Origin of the sequence: Cellulophaga baltica, assembly GCF_900102165.1 — a bacterium.
In the GTDB taxonomy this organism is placed as follows: domain Bacteria; phylum Bacteroidota; class Bacteroidia; order Flavobacteriales; family Flavobacteriaceae; genus Cellulophaga; species Cellulophaga baltica.
In genome coordinates this window covers 63,406-79,104 of sequence record NZ_FNBD01000004.1, presented here as the reverse complement: position 1 = coordinate 79,104, position 15,699 = coordinate 63,406, and the positions used below count along the sequence as shown (strand labels likewise).

Below are 15,699 nucleotides of genomic sequence, written 5' to 3'. Positions count from 1 at the left end.
AATTAGTTCTTGGCAATAATTCCTATTTCTTTTTGGTCTGTTCCTTTTCCTATTAAGGAAGAATTTTCTGATAGTTGAAAAGTTCCTTCTTTAAACTCTGATTCGATATTATAAAGGTTCGCTATAGTATATTTTTCATCTCCAGTAACTTCTATGTTACCTGATTTATAATAATTATTATTCACCACATTTACAATTGGCTCTCCTACAACCAAATGCATTTTTAAACCATTGGTATTATTAAAATTATTATTTTGAATATCATTTACTTGAACACCATACAAAGACATCGCTGCATTATATTTATTTTTCTTACCAAAACCAACATTATTGAACACATTGTGGTCTACTTCTAAAAATGGACCGAAGGTACTTTCATCTTTTCCTCCTCTGTATAATCTCAACGCAGCACCTTGCATATCTGTAACGGTATTGTTTTTCATTAGCATATACTCTACATTATACGCTCCAATATCATCTGTTTCCTTATCCAATACAGCAATGTGGCCTGATATGTTTTTAAATGTTGAATTCTGAATACTAATCGTATCAGCAAATGTTCCTTTAGATACTCTTAAAACATCAAAAGAATGATTAACCACCATATCTTTAAATTCACAGTTATCAATAAACAGCTTATAATTGTCTAGCATGGAATTTTTACTGGTGCTAATTACTGAATTACCCGCATAATCTGGAGATTTTGTACCATCAAAAGTTATATTTTCTAATGATAGACTGCCTCCATTTTGAATTTCGAAAGCCATCATACGCTCAAATAATATGGTTGCCTTCTCTGTTCCTGAAGTTTTAAATGTCAACGGATGATGAATCTGAACTGCTTTTGTGATTAAATAGGTGCCCCCCTCTGATAATTCAATAATATCTCCTGCTTCAGACTTTTGAACAATTTCATATAAGGTATTAATCCCTGCGTCTACTTTTATTGTTTTTCCTGAATTTAAGGCAATACCCGTGTCTGCTTTAGAATACCAAGTTGTTCCTGTGTTTTCTTTGGTTGCTATATTTGGACTAATCGTAACTTTATTTTTTATTTTATCTGAAGTAGGAATCAAAAACCCTTGTTCGTTTTTTACTAAAGTGATGGCCGCATTCTCAAATCCACTAGCAATACTAGTTTTACCATTTTCTCCTAAAAGATTATCTTTAAATGTGATGCCACTAATATCATCATACACCGTAAAAATGTCTTCTTTATCATCGTTGTAAAAGATATTTCCAGAAATTTCTGAAGTTCTAGGTGCTTGACTTCTTTCTGAATCACTCCCTGCACATAATTGTATATGATCACAGTTAACAAACGTATTGTTGTTTAATTTAGAATCAATTACAGGAACGTAACGATTTGGTGGCGAATTTGGCACTCCATTCATCATAACAAACGCACCTCTAAAGCGGTACCCTGTTAAACCAATATGATAATTATTAATAACGGTTTGTGCTTCATTAATAATACGAACCCCACCAGTACTTGGTTTGCCATTACCGATAAAGACATTCCCATCTACTAAGGTTTCATTCCCATGGCGCATGGTTAAGGTTCCTGTGCATTCAAAAAATGTGTTGTACTTAAAAGTATTTTGACAAGATTTGTTTGATATAATTTCGTGCTCGCCATTGGTTCTATCAAAATAGTTAGATTCCACCAACGTATTAGAGTTTTCTAAAGCAGTATGACTAGTACCTATCCGTAATGTTTCTCCCCCATTGTTTCCAAAAGTTGGACGAGGACCGAAGTAATTATGATCAATTTTATGATTATTCTGTACACTTTCTTTTGTATCTAAACCAACAATCATAGTAACTCCTAAATTTTTCTTACCTACAATATGATTGTGATCTATACGATTATTTTTTCCATAAATAGTAACCCAATAATCCTGCACTTGACGTTCTGGATTATTAAAATTATCTATAACACACTCTGTTAATCTAGAATTATTAGCAATTTCTTCTCTATTCTTTCTGAAAGAAATAATCGCATTTGTAGGGGTATAACCATTTTTAAAAACAAGACCACTAACAATTAAATGCTGCCCCGCTAACTGAAGATTTGATGCCCCCTCTAAAATAACCTTCCCTTTATCTTCTACAGTTAATGTAATTGGTTTTTCTTCAGTTCCTTTTCCTTCAAAAACAAGCTCCGCATCTCTCCATACGCCATTTGCCAATACAATAGAATCTCCTGGTTGTAAATTTTTAACCATTTCATTAAATTCCTCTACATTGTTGGCCATCTCAATTCCCTGAGATTTTGGATTACAAGAAGAGAATACCACAACAAGCAAAAGTATTGATAATAGGCTATGTTTCATATTGTTAATTTAATTGGTTCACCAAATTGGTTTACCAAATATATGCATATTTACCTATTAAGCAAAAAATATGACCCAATTGTAATGATATAATAATAAATTGAAATTAATTTTGCTAAAAGACAAGAAGATTCTTAAAAAAGGAATAGTGCGCCACTAGGTTTTGATACTTTTATTTTAAGTGGTACTCCTTTATTATTCTTAAATTTGAGATTGATTGTTTTTACTGAACCCCACTGCCCATGATAAAAGATTTAATAGACAACTACGGAACTATATTTGAAAAAGAACTCATAGAAGAAATTGTTCAAGTAGGAACATTCAAAGAAGTGCCCGAAGGGTTTAAATTAATTGAGATTGGTGAATATATCAAGAGCATGCCTTTACTAATTTCTGGCGCTATAAAAATATTAAGAGAAGATAAAGATGGCGATGAACTCCTTTTGTATTATTTAGAAAAAGGAGATACCTGTTCTATGACCCTGAGTTGCTGTTTATCTCAATCTATCAGTGAAATTAGGGCCATTGCTGAAACAGAAACAAAATTGATTATGGTTCCTGTTCAAAAAATGGAAGAATGGACAGCCAAATATAAGTCATGGAGAAACTTTGTTTTCGAAAGCTATCATAATAGATTAACAGAGCTCTTAAACACGGTAGATTCTATTGCTTTTCAAAATATGGATGAACGTTTACTAGGTTACTTAAAAGAAAAAATAAGAATTACCAACGACAGCACCATTCATAATACACACCAACAGATAGCGTATGACTTACATAGCTCAAGAGTAGTTATTTCTAGACTGCTAAAGAAATTGGAAGAATTAGGAAAAATAGAATTGCATCGTAATTACATAAAAGTAATTAATTTATAGCCTATGTAACCTAGGTTACTTTCAATGATACAAACAATCTGTAATTTTACAGTAATAAATTAGAGCCTTTATTGGCAAATAGTTTATTAGTTGGTTGTTTCAATGGAAGTAGTGATGTGGTTGTGACTACTTCCATTTTTTTAAAAAAAAAATATACTATATGTCGTTCTTAAATTTTCTATTCGGAAACAAAAACTCTGATAGCATTACAACTATTAATGTTATAGACTACAAAGCTGCTATTTCTGATAAAAGAGTTCAATTAGTAGACGTTAGAACCCCTAATGAATTCTCTAGAGGTGCTATAAAAAAAGCTGTTAATATTGATTTTTTCAATACTACTGTTTTTGAAAATGCTTTTAACAAGTTCAAGAAAGATGAGCCTCTATATATCTACTGTCAATCTGGAATGCGCAGTAAAAGAGCAGCGAATAAGCTTGCAAAAATGGGCTTTACAGATATTATTGATTTAAAAGGTGGCTATATGGCTTATAAATAAAGAACTATGCAAAATTCAATTACCATTCAGAATTTAAAATGTGGTGGTTGCGCCAATACAATTAAGAACAAAATTTCGGAAATAGAAAATATTTCAAGTATTGAGATCGATATAGACCGTTCTAATATATCATTCTCTACTAAAAATAACGAAGACCTTTTAAGAGTTAAAGATAAGCTCAAAGCTATTGGTTACCCGTCAATAGATGAAGATAATTCATTAGTTTCAAAAGCAAAATCTTTCGTAAGTTGTGCTACAGGTAAAATCTCATCATAATGAAATTTATAATTCCATCTTTACTTTTGTTAGTTTTAGCTGGTTGTAAAGATTCTGAAACTAAAACGAACGCGACTAAGCAGATTCCTATGATTGAAAATGCGACGCAAAAGACTACTCAAAATCAAAAAAATCTGGCAGCTATAGGCTTAGAATATGCCCAGACAACACAACAAGCTTTAGGTAAGCAATTGATAGGCACTATACAGAAAAAAGGAACTTCGGCAGCTTTAAAATTCTGTAATATTCAGGCATATCCAATTACTGATAGTATGGCCTTAAAACATAACGCAACCCTCAAAAGAGTCTCTGATAAACCTAGAAACCAAGCGAATAAAGCAAATGAGGCCGAATTGGAATATATTAAATCTTATAAACAAGATATAGTCAATGGTATTACCCCCACCCCTGTGGTTAAAAAATATATGGACGATATGGTTGAATTCTATTATCCAATTATAACCAATGCAATGTGTCTACAATGTCACGGAACAGAAAAAGAAGTAAATCCAGAAACACGTGCGGTAATTAGAAGCCTTTATCCAAAAGACATGGCTTTAGGCTATGGAACAAATGAAGTACGCGGGATTTGGAGTATTAGCTTTAAAGAACAATAATACAATAATAACAGTTCTAATAAAAAATCCTTTGGTTTTAAAACCAAAGGATTTTTTATTGTTTTTTAGAACTTTTAAAACCTTCCATATTTTGATGGATAAAATCTTTAGGAAACTTATCATCTCCATGAAACCCTAATTCAATTGTACCACTATCTTCTGGGATGTAATTTGTTCTAAAGATATAATCCCAAACGCTTAAGCTTATACCAAAGTTTACGCCATAAGTACCTTTGGGTAAGTCATAGGCATGATGGTATAAATGCATTACTGGATTGTTTAAAATATACTTCAAAGGACCCCAAGTTATTTTTATATTAGAATGATTAAAGTGCCCTATTGTGATGGCTATAAAGTGAACAATATAGGCTTGTTCTGGCTCAAAGCCTCCCAAGATCATCACTCCAAAAGTTTTTAATGGTTTGTATAAGATGTTTTCCATCCAATGATACCGTAAATGAGCAGCAAAACCCATCTCTTTTACACTATGGTGTACTTTATGAAAATTCCATAAAAACTCATATTTATGAAGCAACGTGTGCGTAAACCACTGTACAAAGTCTAAGATGATAAAGAAAATTACCAATTGCGCCCAAGAAGGCCAAGTAGAAAAATCTATCAATGTAAAGCTAGATGCACTAATTCCTATGTCTGAAAAGAATTTTTCTAGTATTTTATAAAATCCACTTATCATAATTACAAAGAGGAAGAAATTGAAAAACATGTAGAACCCATCTAGCCAAAAATCTTTTCTGAAAACGGATTGATTTTTTCGCCAAGGAAATGCTATTTCTAATCCCCATACTACTAAAGAAATTACAATTAGCCCCCAGAAAAAATTGGTATACCAAGGCACCTCAAAAATAATAGATTTCCAAGTCCAACTTATGGTGTTCATTAAGGCTTTTACAAAAACAGCTATATATTCATTCATTTTACTATCGCACTATTCATTGAGATGATACCATTCAACATTTTCTAAATTAGCTCTACGACCTATTTGATTGGGCGCATAATAGGTACTCAGATACTTTAAGATAGGTTCTTCATTGACACCTAAATCCCACAAATTTTGAGTTTCTTGCATCCATCTAATTGTTGCCAACCACTTCTCTTTAGACATTCTATTTTGCGTTACTAACTTAGCGGAATGACAACTGGTACAGTTTTGCACTACCAACATCAAACCTTCACCTTCTACAAAACCTGTTCGCACATGAATGCCATTTTCTATTTTGTCTAAATCTTCTTCATTGCCAAGTACCTCAACATAATCAGGAGATATAACTGGAGTATTGGTCGTAGGACTCGCCAAATCCTTAACCGTAAAAAACAGAATTGTGAGTACACTTATAAACCCTATCAGTAGAATTGCTAATAAGCTATGAATACCCTTAACACTTTGTTTAAATTTTTCCTCTACCCCCATTTAAACAACTTTTACGGCAATTCTATGACATGCATTATTTAAATACCCCTTAGGATTCCATCCCGGAACAAGCATAGGTTGAGAACGCCCATCCCTATCTGTAGCTTTTATCCAAACCTCATAATATCCTTTTTGAGGAAATTTTATTTTAGCGGAAAAATGCTGCCATGCAAATCGGTTTACCTCCTTTTCTAAATCACAACTGCTCCACGTACTACCAAAATCAATAGAATACGCAACTTTAGAAACATTTAACTCTCCTGCCCAAGCGTGACCTCTAATAGTTAATTGTTTATTTAAATTAAAAGTAGCTCCAGATTTAGGATAGGTTATTAAAGACTTTACAGGCATAGATTCTATAATGCGCATATCTTCTTCTTTTACGGTTGTCCCAGGTGCCACTGGGTTCCTAGGAACTTTATAAGAGCTCCCTGTCATTTTCTCTCCGTCATGTATTTTATTCCGAACACTAATTCTCTGTAACCATTTCCCTGAGGCAGAAGCAGGATAGCCACCAGCTATTAAGCGCAAGGGATAACCATGTACTACTGGAATATCTTCACCATTCATTTGAAAAGCCAAGATAGTTTCCTCCTGAAGGGCTTTTGCGATGGGCACTCCACGTGAAATAGGTTCTTTGCTAGGATCACCACTTAAATGGGTATCTGCCGCATGATATCCAATATATACGGCGTCAGATTTTATACCTACCTCAGCCAAAATATCTTTTAAACGAATTCCCGTCCATTTCGCAGAAGAAACTGCTCCGATAGTCCACTGATTGCCTTTCGCTGGCGGGTTAAACTCACTCCGACCATTTCCCCCACACTCTAAGGTAAGCTGATAGGTATAGTGCTTAAATTTAGTTTTGAGTTCACTTAAGGTATATGTTTTCTTTTGGTTGATGGATTCTCCATCAAAAGTTAATGTCCATGTATTTACATCTATGGCTTCCGGAATTTTTCCATTATTCCGAATAAACATCGCAGTGTTCGGTGTAACTTTATCATCGAGCAAATGTGCTTGTGCTTCTATGTTCCAAGGTTTATCATTTAGCACCTGCATCTCCTTATTTAAACCAAACAATTTAAGCGGATCTGTTTCTTGTAGTTCCAAAGGGATATATTTATCGGGAAGTAAATTTCCAAACACGATATCCATCCCTAAAATTCCTGTCAGCGTAGCTAAAGATGACCTTGTAATAAATTTTCTTCTCTCCATAGGATCTCATCATACTTTAAGCTTCTAAAAATACTGAATTTTAGGTTATATTTCGGTAACAAAAGTTACAGAAGACAACAGAACTGGGTAATACGTTAAATAACATAAATATGTAACCATTGTTACCTTCCAAGTAAGCTTTGATGCTTATTTTTATACTCATAATTGCCATCTCTAAAATTATAGTTTATGGAAGACATGCTTTTCTACGATAGAATACAATTTGCATTCACCATCACCTTTCATTATTTGTTCCCACAACTAACCATGGGATTATCACTCCTAATTGTGTATTACAAAGGAAAATTTCTATTCAATAAGATAGAAATGTATAATGATGCTGCTAAATTTTGGATGAAGATATTTGCTCTAAACTTTGCAATGGGTGTAGTTACAGGTATTCCAATGGAATTTCAATTTGGCACCAATTGGGCTAAATTCTCGGAACTTACAGGAGGTATTATAGGGCAAACACTTGCTATGGAAGGAATGTTTTCTTTCTTTTTGGAATCTTCATTCTTAGGCTTATTTATTTTTGGAGAAAAGCTATTAGGCCACAAACTACATTTTGTAACAGGATTTCTAGTTTTCTTGGGCTCTTGGGCGAGTGGATATCTTATTATCGCTACGCATTCATGGATGCAACACCCCGTTGGTTTTGAAATTTTAGAAAACGGAAAATTTGTGTTGACTAATTTTGGTGCCTTATTTTCCAACCCTTGGTTACTTCCCTCTTATTTCCATAACCAGTTAGCCTCATTAGTAACAGCGTCATTTGTAATGGCTGCTATTGGCGCCTTCTATTTATTAAATGATAAACATCATGATTTTGGAAAGCTTTTTGTCAAAACTGGAGTAATTTTTGGTTTTGTTGCTAGCGTATTCGTTGCCGTTCCTACGGGAGATTTAGCTGCGAAAAATGTCGTGAAATATCAACCTGCAACTTTCGCTGCAATGGAAGGTATTTTTGAAACTGAAGAAGGAGGTTCTGAAATTGTTTTAATTGGTCAACCTAATATTGTAGAGAAAAAATTAGACAACAAAATTGCCGTGCCTAACATTTTAAGTTTTCTTACCTACCAAAAGTGGGATGCACAAATAAAAGGTTTGAATGAATTTGATGAATCTGTACATCCAACCAACATTCCAGGGCTGTATTATGCCTATCATATCATGGTAGGTTTAGGTACCATTTTTATAGGATTATTATTCTTAGCTATCGTGCAATTATTTAGAAAAAAATTATACAAAACAAAATGGATCCTTTATTCCTTGGTTTTCCTTCTACCTTTCCCTTATATCGCCAATACGATGGGCTGGTATACCGCAGAATTGGGCAGACAGCCCTGGTTAGTGTTTAATTTATTAAGAACAAGTGCTGGAGCTTCTCCAACCGTGTCTGCAGGGAATACACTCTTTACTCTATTAGGATTTGTAGGTTTATATCTATTGCTAGGACTACTATTTTTAATATTAGCGGGTAAAATTATTAATAAAGGACCTCAACTTGTAAAACACTAATTATGGAACTATTTTGGTACATCGTTTTAATGACCATGCTTGCTGTGTATGTTATCTTAGATGGCTATGATTTTGGAGCTGGAATTATTCATTTATTCTTTGCTAAAACAGAAAAAGATAAAAAAGCTATCACCAATGCTATTGGTCCTTTTTGGGATGCTAATGAGGTGTGGTTAATTGCTTCTGGAGGCGTTTTATTCTTTGCTTTCCCTACGCTCTATGCTTCTTCTTTTAGTGGTTTTTACTTGCCGTTAATTATGATATTATGGCTCTTGATTTTCAGAGCTATAGGCTTAGAACTTAGAGGACAGGTACATAATGCCATGTGGGAAGCTATTTGGGATAAGGCTTTTGGAGTAGCAAGCTTACTGCTCGCTTTGTTTTTCGGTGTAGCCTTAGGAAATATTGTACGGGGCGTTAATTTAGGTATTGTAACAGAAGGTGTCTCTACACAAGAGGCGCATTACTTTTTTCTTCCCTTATGGAACCCTACTTTTAGTCCGCAAGCAGAGCACCTAGGAATTTTAGATTGGTTTACTGTATTACTAGGCGTTATAGGGGTAGTGTCCTTAAGCATTCATGGGGCGAATTGGATCATATTTAAAACAAATTCTGATCTTAATGAAAAATTAAAGACCGTCATATTTAGACTAAATTGTGTATTGCTTGCTTTGGTCATTATCTCCTTATCTGTTTGGCATGTCATAGAACCAAAACCATTTCAAAATTTCTTAAACACACCATGGCTTTGGATTTTCCCGCTGCTCACTTTTATTGGACTGTTTGGGTTATTTAATATTAAAAGATTTAAAAGAGATGGATTAGGATTTTTATTTTCTTCCGTGTTCTTATTTGGAGGATTAACAACAACTGTGGCATCGATTTTTCCTAAGGTATTGCCATCAACAAATGATATAAACCCTAGTTTAACCATTTACAACGTTGCCGCGGACAAATACGGCCTATCGGTAGGTGTTTATTGGTTTGCTATCGCAATCGTGCTTGTAGCCATCTATATGGTCATTCAATACAGAGTTTTTAAAGGTAAGATGGATGATGTGGGTTATGGAGAGCATTAATACTAAATAATTCTTTTCTATTTCATAATAAGTCCCTCAATGATCTGTATCATATGCCATTTTTTAGAACACCCTAATTAAATCACCACCAGAGATCTATTTATTAAAAATAGAAAGATTAGCTTATACCTTAAGTTTAGCCTTCATAAAATAACCCGCCCGTCTTTTTGTTTTGTAAATGGTTAAGGTTGCCATCACAGACCAAATTAAATTAGAAACAAATGAAGGTATGGCATTATAGTAATAACAGTTAATGGCTATTAAAAGAGCTCCAAAAAGATTTAAATATTTCGAGTAACTAACATACTTATTGTTCTCTACTAATGTTAGTCCATAAGCAAGAATTAAAAAGCCAGAACCTGACCACCCTATAACATCTATTAACAATTTCATTTCTTCAAATTTGTTCTATTGTAGTTAAACTTAGAAGCAAATTTGCGGTAAGACGATTAATTTATTATGATAAAAAAGCAGTTTAAAATGGTAATTTTACGCCTTAAAAACTAATTACCAAATTTATTCCTAAATTCTATCGGCGTTATTGTTTGATGTTTTTTAAAATACTTCACAAAATTTGTAGGCTCCTCAAAACCAAGCGTGTACCCTATCTCCTTGACACTATCTAATGTATGGACTAACAAACGTTTAGCTTCCAAGATAACCCTAGCATCTATCATTTGTTTGGGAGTAATATCCATTACTTTTAAGGTGGCCGAGTTTAAACGTTTTTGAGTAACATTTAACTGCGTTTTATATTTAGCTACAGATTTTTGTATTTGAAACTGTTTATCTAAGAGATCTCTAAACTTAATTACACAGTCTAAATCTGGCCCCTTATTTATCATCGCACTATTTTGGGTTTGCCTTTCTCTTTCTGATACCAACAATACGTTTTTAAGCTGATTTCTAAGAATATCTGACTGATAGATATCTGCACTGTAACCTAGCTCCGTTTTCATAAGCTCAAAAAAGGTTTCGAAAATAGTAGTTTCCCCATTTATCTTTATGGTTGATATTGCATACAAATCATTAAACAACATGCTACTTCTTAAAACTTGTATCCTCTTCTGTTTTAGAGAAAAAATTATCGGTAAATAAAAGTACTTCCCCATCAACCAATTCATTTTCGTCAAAACGTTGAACACTATTCTTATCCACAAATAATATAGTATTTGGCTCTATCTGTACCGGATTAAAATCAACCATATGCTTAGGTGCTCCTTTCTTAAACCATATAATTTGATAAAAATCTGTTCTATGAGGTTGTATCAAGTCTTCACGCGAATCACGGTACAATGTAGCTAGATTTTTTATTTCAAGCTCTTGAGGGAGCCCCTTCTTAAATTCGTATTTTTCTATTACTTTATTCAAACTAAGTATCTCTTTAGTTCTATTTATATACACTAAATAAAACCAGGTTAAATTTCTCTACAGCACTTGAAACCCGTGTGCATAAGGGTCGTCATCATCTATAAGAATAGTATTGTACCCATATATTTTTGCCCAACCTTGTATACTTGGAATGATAGCTTTCTTCCCTTCTAGTGTGCCTTCCTCTTCTATTCTTCCTATAAACTGAGAGCCAATATAACTTTCATGAATAAACTTTTCTCCTATTTTTAATTTTCCTTTGGCATGCCATTGTGCCATTCGGGCAGAAGTTCCAGTGCCACATGGGGATCTATCTATAGCCTTATCTCCATAGAATACGGCATTACGGGCAGTAGCCTCTGGAGAAATGGTATCTCCTGTCCATAAAACGTGACTTACATTTCTAATCGTTTCATCTTCGGGGTGAATAAATAAATTTGGATATTTTTTATTGATTTTAGAGCGAATTTCTTGACTAAACTGCACTAGTTTACCCGCTGAAAAATCTTGAATTCCTTTAAAGTTTTCTTGTGGATCTATAATCGCATAAAAATTACCTCCATAAGAAACATCAAAAGTTAGTTCTCCTAAGCCTGTACAGTCTATTGTTAAGTTTGTTTCCGCTAAATACGATTTGACATTCGTAAGTTTTACCCAATCCACTTTATTTCCTGTCTGTTGGTATTCAATTAATACTAAGCCCGCAGGTGTTTCCATCCGTACGTGACCTGGAATCTTAGGGCTTATTAATCCTTCTTCTATGCCTATAGTAATTGCTCCTATGGTACCATGCCCACACATAGGTAAGCAACCGCTAGTTTCTATAAATAAAATTCCAAAGTCATTTTCAGGATTAGAAGGCGCATAAAAAATACTTCCACTCATCATATCATGACCTCGAGGCTCAAACATTAACCCTTTCCTAATCCAATCAAATTCGGATAAAAAATGTTGCCGTTTTTGACTCATGTTTTCTCCACTTAATATAGGTCCACCTCCTGCTACTACGCGTACAGGATTTCCACAGGTATGTGCATCAACACAGAAAAATGTTTTACTAGCCATTTGTTGTTTTCTTAGATAGATCTTGTAGTTTGCTCTCCGTTTACCAATCTACTTAATTGCAGCGGGTTTTCATTTTGTAATTCTAAAGGTAATAAGACATTTGGCCAGTCCTGATATGAAAAAGGTCTAATCCATCTTTTTATAGCATGTACTCCTACAGCAGAAAATCTACTATCTGAAGATGCAGGATATGGCCCCCCATGTTGCATAGATGGACAAACTTCTACTCCCGTAGGCACCCCATTATAGATGATACGCCCCACTCTATTTTTTAAGGCGTTAATTATTTCAACATAGTTTTCCGCATCATTTTCCTCTGCAATTACAGTACCGGTTAATTGCCCCTCTAGAGCTACTATAACTGCTTCTAATTCTTTCGCATTCTCACAGCGCACTACCATAGAATAGGGTCCAAAAACTTCTTGATGCAAGCTTGTGTTTTTCAAGAATGTAGCACCGTCTACCGTTGTTACTGCTTGTTTTGCATGATTATCTGCCACCTTAGTTTCAAAAGAGGCTGCTATAACAACTCCTTGTTGTGTTTCTGCGTTCTCCTTATTCGTCGTATATGCCTTATAAATATTAGGATGCAGCATACATGTGGGAGCTATTTTTTCAATTTCATCAGACAAGTGCACTATAAATTTATTCAAAGAGTCACTGCTAATACCCAATAGTAATCCAGGATTGGTACAAAATTGTCCTGAACCTAATGTGATGGAACTGGCATAAGTCTTTGCCCATTCTTCATTTTTGGCGGCCAAAGCCTTAGGCAAAATCACGACAGGGTTAATACTCCCCATTTCTGCAAATACAGGAATAGGCTCCTCTCTTTGCGCCGCTAAATTAAATAAAGCGCTACCACCCCTAATACTACCCGTAAAACCAACTGCCTTAACACCAGTATGTTGCACCAAAGCAACCCCAACTTCTATTCCGCTACTGTTAAGATTAGAAAATACACCATTTGGCATGCCTGTTATTTCTGCTGCTTTATTAATAGCTGAGGCAACCAGTTCTCCTGTTGCAGCATGCATAGGGTGACTTTTAACAATTACAGGACAACCAGAGGCTAATGCAGAAGCGGTATCCCCACCGGCAGTAGAATAGGCCAACGGAAAATTACTTGCTCCAAATACTACAACGGGTCCTAAGGGCACCATCATCTTACGTAGATCTGATTTTGGCATTGGCACTCTGTCTGGAATGGCCGTGTCTATAGTGGCATCTACCCAATTTCCTTGACGCACCAAATCTGCAAACATACGCAGTTGCCCTACGGTTCTTCCTCTTTCTCCTAATGCTCTCCCTTCCGTAAGTCCTGTTTCAGAACAATACGTTTCTATAAGCGCAGTATCTAATGCTACTATTTCATCTGCTATTGTATTTAAAAATAGGGCTTTTTTCTCATTAGAAATATTCTTATAAGCATCAAAAGCATTCGAAGCCAATAGCACCGCTTCATTAATTTCCTCTTGATTTGCTTCGTAAAAACTTATGGTATTCTCCGTGTTCGTTTTTGGGTTAAACGTCTTGTACATTTTTGTGTTTTTTGCCGACAATTTGTTCCCTATATAATTTTTTCCAGATATCATTCGTATACATTTTATATAATGCTTTGATAAAGCTACTAGTTTATAAAGTAATTATCATGCTTCGGTTTATTTTTCTAACATTTTTTTAGCGCTTGGTGGTCTTTTTAAAAAAATGAAGCGTTAAACTATTATTCCAATGAAAACCATAGATAGATTTTTTAATTGATTGGCTTAAAGTTCATTGTTTTCATTATTTTTGAAAAGACTAATTAATTAATTGAACACCAAAATGAAAAAAATAGCATTTGTTGTGACATTATTGGCCATGGCCTGTAATTCTTCACAGAAAACTGTTTCTGATACTTCTTCAGAAGCTAAGACTGCCATGGATCCTAAACCTTATGCAGAAACCATTACGGAAGCAGAGTTAAAAGAGCATTTATACATTTATGCCTCTGATGAATTTGAAGGTAGAGAAACAGGAAAGCCTGGACAGAAAAAGGCCGTAGAATATTTAGCAGAGCAATATAAGAAAATGGGGATTCCTGCAGCGCAAGCAGATGGGAACTATTTTCAAAATGTACCCTTAACGGTTAGCAAACTTCCAGAAGGAACTATTACTATAAATGGTAAAACCTACAATAACGGAGAGGGCCTTTTGACTTTCACTGCTGCAGAAGGAACCTACAATGACATTGTATATGCTGGGTTTGGAATAGAAGACGAAAAATATTCTGACTACAGTGCTATTGATGTTACAGATAAAATTGTCTTGATTAAAGCTGGTGAACCAATGAAGGCTGATGGAACATATGTAATCTCTGGAGGTACTGAAAAATCTGTTTGGAGCAACTTATCAGAATCTGTAGGTAAAAGATTTGAAGCTGCACAAGCTAAAGGCGCTAAAGGTGTTTTATATTTTGATGAAAATAATTTTGCTCGTTTTGAAAGTCGCTTTGATTACATGAAAAAGAACGATAGCGGAAGAATGGGTATTAAAGAAGATGAAACTAGCACTTTCTTTAATTTCTTTATTAACGAGACCATCGCTAACGCTATCTTACCGAACATTAAAACGGAAAACAAAGCAAAGCTTATTGCTGCTAAAATAGACTTAGCGATTAAAAGTTCTGACGAGGATGTAGATTCTGAGAATGTTGTAGCTATATTAAAAGGCTCAGAAAAACCGGATGAGTATTTAATTATTTCTTCGCATTTAGATCATATTGGTGTAACTAAAGATGGTGAGGTAAACAATGGTGCTGATGATGATGGTTCCGGAACGGTAGCCTTATTAGAAATAGCTCAAGCCTTCAAGAAAGCAGCAGACGAAGGCAAAGGTCCTAAAAGATCTATTGTATTTTTACATGTAACTGGTGAAGAAAAAGGATTATTAGGTTCTCAGTATTATACCGATTTTGATCCTATCTTTCCGTTAGCACAAACGGTTGCCGATTTAAATATAGATATGATAGGCCGTATTGATCCTAAAAGAGAAGGAGATCGTAATTATATCTATTTAATAGGATCTGATAAATTAAGTACCGATTTGCATATGATCTCTGAAGAAGCAAATAAAAAATACATGAATATTGCTTTAGATTATACGTATAATGATGAAAATGATCCGAACAGATTTTATTATAGAAGTGATCATTACAACTTTGTAAAAAATAATATTCCTATTATATTTTATTTTAATGGTACACATGATGATTACCACGCTCCTGGAGATACTCCAGATAAGATTAATTATGATTTACTAGAAAACAGATCACGATTGGTATTCTATACCGGGTGGGAAGTTGCTAATAGACAAGATAGACTTGTTGTAGATAAGGAAAATAAATAAGCCTACACTACAATCTTAATTTA

16 protein-coding genes are annotated in these 15,699 nt (G+C 34.4%); 7 read left to right on the top strand and 9 right to left on the bottom strand.

All coding sequences use genetic code 11. The features are described 5' to 3' along the window. Nucleotides 1-2: 2 nt before the first annotated feature. Nucleotides 3-2,336: a chondroitinase-B domain-containing protein gene (locus tag BLQ19_RS08150; protein ID WP_074538007.1), complete on the bottom strand. Its 2,334-nt coding sequence runs from the start codon at nucleotides 2,334-2,336 to the stop codon at nucleotides 3-5. A 242-nt stretch (nucleotides 2,337-2,578) separates the two neighbouring features. On the opposite strand from BLQ19_RS08150, the gene BLQ19_RS08145 reads away from it, so the two are divergent. The 4 genes from BLQ19_RS08145 to BLQ19_RS08130 all read left to right on the top strand — a co-directional run bounded on the left by BLQ19_RS08145 (nucleotide 2,579) and on the right by BLQ19_RS08130 (nucleotide 4,603). Further along, nucleotides 2,579-3,211 carry a Crp/Fnr family transcriptional regulator gene (locus BLQ19_RS08145; protein ID WP_024481293.1) on the top strand — a complete coding sequence of 211 codons (633 nt, stop codon included), beginning with the start codon at nucleotides 2,579-2,581 and terminating at the stop codon, nucleotides 3,209-3,211. Between the two features lie 160 nt (nucleotides 3,212-3,371). Beyond that, nucleotides 3,372-3,710, top strand: a complete 339-nt coding sequence (locus BLQ19_RS08140; RefSeq protein ID WP_024481294.1) for a rhodanese-like domain-containing protein — start codon at nucleotides 3,372-3,374, stop codon at nucleotides 3,708-3,710. A 6-nt stretch (nucleotides 3,711-3,716) separates the two neighbouring features. Next, a complete protein-coding gene (locus BLQ19_RS08135; protein ID WP_074538006.1) occupies nucleotides 3,717-3,986 on the top strand; it encodes a heavy-metal-associated domain-containing protein in 270 nt (89 codons plus the stop codon). Further along, nucleotides 3,986-4,603: a Tll0287-like domain-containing protein gene (locus BLQ19_RS08130; protein WP_074538005.1), complete on the top strand. Its 618-nt coding sequence runs from the start codon at nucleotides 3,986-3,988 to the stop codon at nucleotides 4,601-4,603. Before BLQ19_RS08135 ends, BLQ19_RS08130 begins: the two co-directional genes overlap by 1 nt. A gap of 55 nt (nucleotides 4,604-4,658) precedes the next feature. Here the strand turns inward: BLQ19_RS08130 and BLQ19_RS08125 are convergent, their stop codons facing one another. From BLQ19_RS08125 to BLQ19_RS08115, 3 genes are read right to left on the bottom strand one after another with little or no spacing between them, the layout of a single operon-like run. Continuing rightward, nucleotides 4,659-5,537: a sterol desaturase family protein gene (locus BLQ19_RS08125; protein ID WP_034665779.1), complete on the bottom strand. Its 879-nt coding sequence runs from the start codon at nucleotides 5,535-5,537 to the stop codon at nucleotides 4,659-4,661. Between the two features lie 12 nt (nucleotides 5,538-5,549). Continuing rightward, nucleotides 5,550-6,032: a hypothetical protein gene (locus BLQ19_RS08120; protein WP_025615560.1), complete on the bottom strand. Its 483-nt coding sequence runs from the start codon at nucleotides 6,030-6,032 to the stop codon at nucleotides 5,550-5,552. Then, complete coding sequence (locus BLQ19_RS08115; RefSeq protein ID WP_074538004.1) at nucleotides 6,033-7,253, bottom strand: sulfite oxidase; 1,221 nt, start codon at nucleotides 7,251-7,253, stop codon at nucleotides 6,033-6,035. Nucleotides 7,254-7,442: 189 nt separating this feature from the next. Between BLQ19_RS08115 and BLQ19_RS08110 the strand changes: the two genes are divergently transcribed. Next, complete coding sequence (locus tag BLQ19_RS08110; protein WP_029445146.1) at nucleotides 7,443-8,774, top strand: cytochrome ubiquinol oxidase subunit I; 1,332 nt, start codon at nucleotides 7,443-7,445, stop codon at nucleotides 8,772-8,774. A gap of 2 nt (nucleotides 8,775-8,776) precedes the next feature. Then, nucleotides 8,777-9,853 carry a cytochrome d ubiquinol oxidase subunit II gene (gene cydB, locus BLQ19_RS08105; protein ID WP_074538003.1) on the top strand — a complete coding sequence of 359 codons (1,077 nt, stop codon included), beginning with the start codon at nucleotides 8,777-8,779 and terminating at the stop codon, nucleotides 9,851-9,853. Between the two features lie 123 nt (nucleotides 9,854-9,976). On the opposite strand, the gene BLQ19_RS08100 is transcribed toward cydB, so the two are convergent. From BLQ19_RS08100 to BLQ19_RS08085, 5 genes are all read right to left on the bottom strand, one after another. Beyond that, nucleotides 9,977-10,246, bottom strand: coding sequence for a CBU_0592 family membrane protein (locus BLQ19_RS08100; protein ID WP_074538002.1), 270 nt, complete (start codon nucleotides 10,244-10,246; stop codon nucleotides 9,977-9,979). A 110-nt stretch (nucleotides 10,247-10,356) separates the two neighbouring features. Then, a complete protein-coding gene (locus BLQ19_RS21515; protein ID WP_254788291.1) occupies nucleotides 10,357-10,812 on the bottom strand; it encodes a helix-turn-helix domain-containing protein in 456 nt (151 codons plus the stop codon). Nucleotides 10,813-10,894: 82 nt separating this feature from the next. After that, complete coding sequence (locus BLQ19_RS21510) at nucleotides 10,895-11,224, bottom strand: AraC family ligand binding domain-containing protein (RefSeq protein WP_254788288.1); 330 nt, start codon at nucleotides 11,222-11,224, stop codon at nucleotides 10,895-10,897. A 57-nt stretch (nucleotides 11,225-11,281) separates the two neighbouring features. Next, nucleotides 11,282-12,289, bottom strand: a complete 1,008-nt coding sequence (locus BLQ19_RS08090; protein WP_074538001.1) for a 4-hydroxyproline epimerase — start codon at nucleotides 12,287-12,289, stop codon at nucleotides 11,282-11,284. A gap of 11 nt (nucleotides 12,290-12,300) precedes the next feature. Further along, nucleotides 12,301-13,884: an aldehyde dehydrogenase (NADP(+)) gene (locus tag BLQ19_RS08085; protein WP_074538000.1), complete on the bottom strand. Its 1,584-nt coding sequence runs from the start codon at nucleotides 13,882-13,884 to the stop codon at nucleotides 12,301-12,303. Nucleotides 13,885-14,113: 229 nt separating this feature from the next. On the opposite strand from BLQ19_RS08085, the gene BLQ19_RS08080 reads away from it, so the two are divergent. Then, nucleotides 14,114-15,676 (top strand): M28 family peptidase, encoded by a 1,563-nt coding sequence (locus BLQ19_RS08080; protein ID WP_029445140.1) that lies wholly within the window; start codon nucleotides 14,114-14,116, stop codon nucleotides 15,674-15,676. The last annotated feature ends 23 nt before the right edge of the window (nucleotides 15,677-15,699 follow it).

Excerpts from the sequence above, each read along its gene's own strand:
- BLQ19_RS08130 (WP_074538005.1), top strand. The coding sequence starts at position 3,986 with ATGAAATTTATAATTCCATCTTTACTTTTGTTAGTTTTAGCTGGTTGT.
- BLQ19_RS08110 (WP_029445146.1), top strand. The coding sequence starts at position 7,443 with ATGGAAGACATGCTTTTCTACGATAGAATACAATTTGCATTCACCATC.
- BLQ19_RS21515 (WP_254788291.1), bottom strand. The coding sequence starts at position 10,812 with ATGAAAACGGAGCTAGGTTACAGTGCAGATATCTATCAGTCAGATATT.
- cydB (WP_074538003.1), top strand. The coding sequence starts at position 8,777 with ATGGAACTATTTTGGTACATCGTTTTAATGACCATGCTTGCTGTGTAT.
- BLQ19_RS08150 (WP_074538007.1), bottom strand. The coding sequence starts at position 2,336 with ATGAAACATAGCCTATTATCAATACTTTTGCTTGTTGTGGTATTCTCT.
- BLQ19_RS08135 (WP_074538006.1), top strand. The coding sequence starts at position 3,717 with ATGCAAAATTCAATTACCATTCAGAATTTAAAATGTGGTGGTTGCGCC.
- BLQ19_RS08100 (WP_074538002.1), bottom strand. The coding sequence starts at position 10,246 with ATGAAATTGTTAATAGATGTTATAGGGTGGTCAGGTTCTGGCTTTTTA.
- BLQ19_RS08115 (WP_074538004.1), bottom strand. The coding sequence starts at position 7,253 with ATGGAGAGAAGAAAATTTATTACAAGGTCATCTTTAGCTACGCTGACA.
- BLQ19_RS08080 (WP_029445140.1), top strand. The coding sequence starts at position 14,114 with ATGAAAAAAATAGCATTTGTTGTGACATTATTGGCCATGGCCTGTAAT.
- BLQ19_RS08125 (WP_034665779.1), bottom strand. The coding sequence starts at position 5,537 with ATGAATGAATATATAGCTGTTTTTGTAAAAGCCTTAATGAACACCATA.
- BLQ19_RS08120 (WP_025615560.1), bottom strand. The coding sequence starts at position 6,032 with ATGGGGGTAGAGGAAAAATTTAAACAAAGTGTTAAGGGTATTCATAGC.
- BLQ19_RS08145 (WP_024481293.1), top strand. The coding sequence starts at position 2,579 with ATGATAAAAGATTTAATAGACAACTACGGAACTATATTTGAAAAAGAA.
- BLQ19_RS08090 (WP_074538001.1), bottom strand. The coding sequence starts at position 12,289 with ATGGCTAGTAAAACATTTTTCTGTGTTGATGCACATACCTGTGGAAAT.
- BLQ19_RS08085 (WP_074538000.1), bottom strand. The coding sequence starts at position 13,884 with ATGATATCTGGAAAAAATTATATAGGGAACAAATTGTCGGCAAAAAAC.
- BLQ19_RS08140 (WP_024481294.1), top strand. The coding sequence starts at position 3,372 with ATGTCGTTCTTAAATTTTCTATTCGGAAACAAAAACTCTGATAGCATT.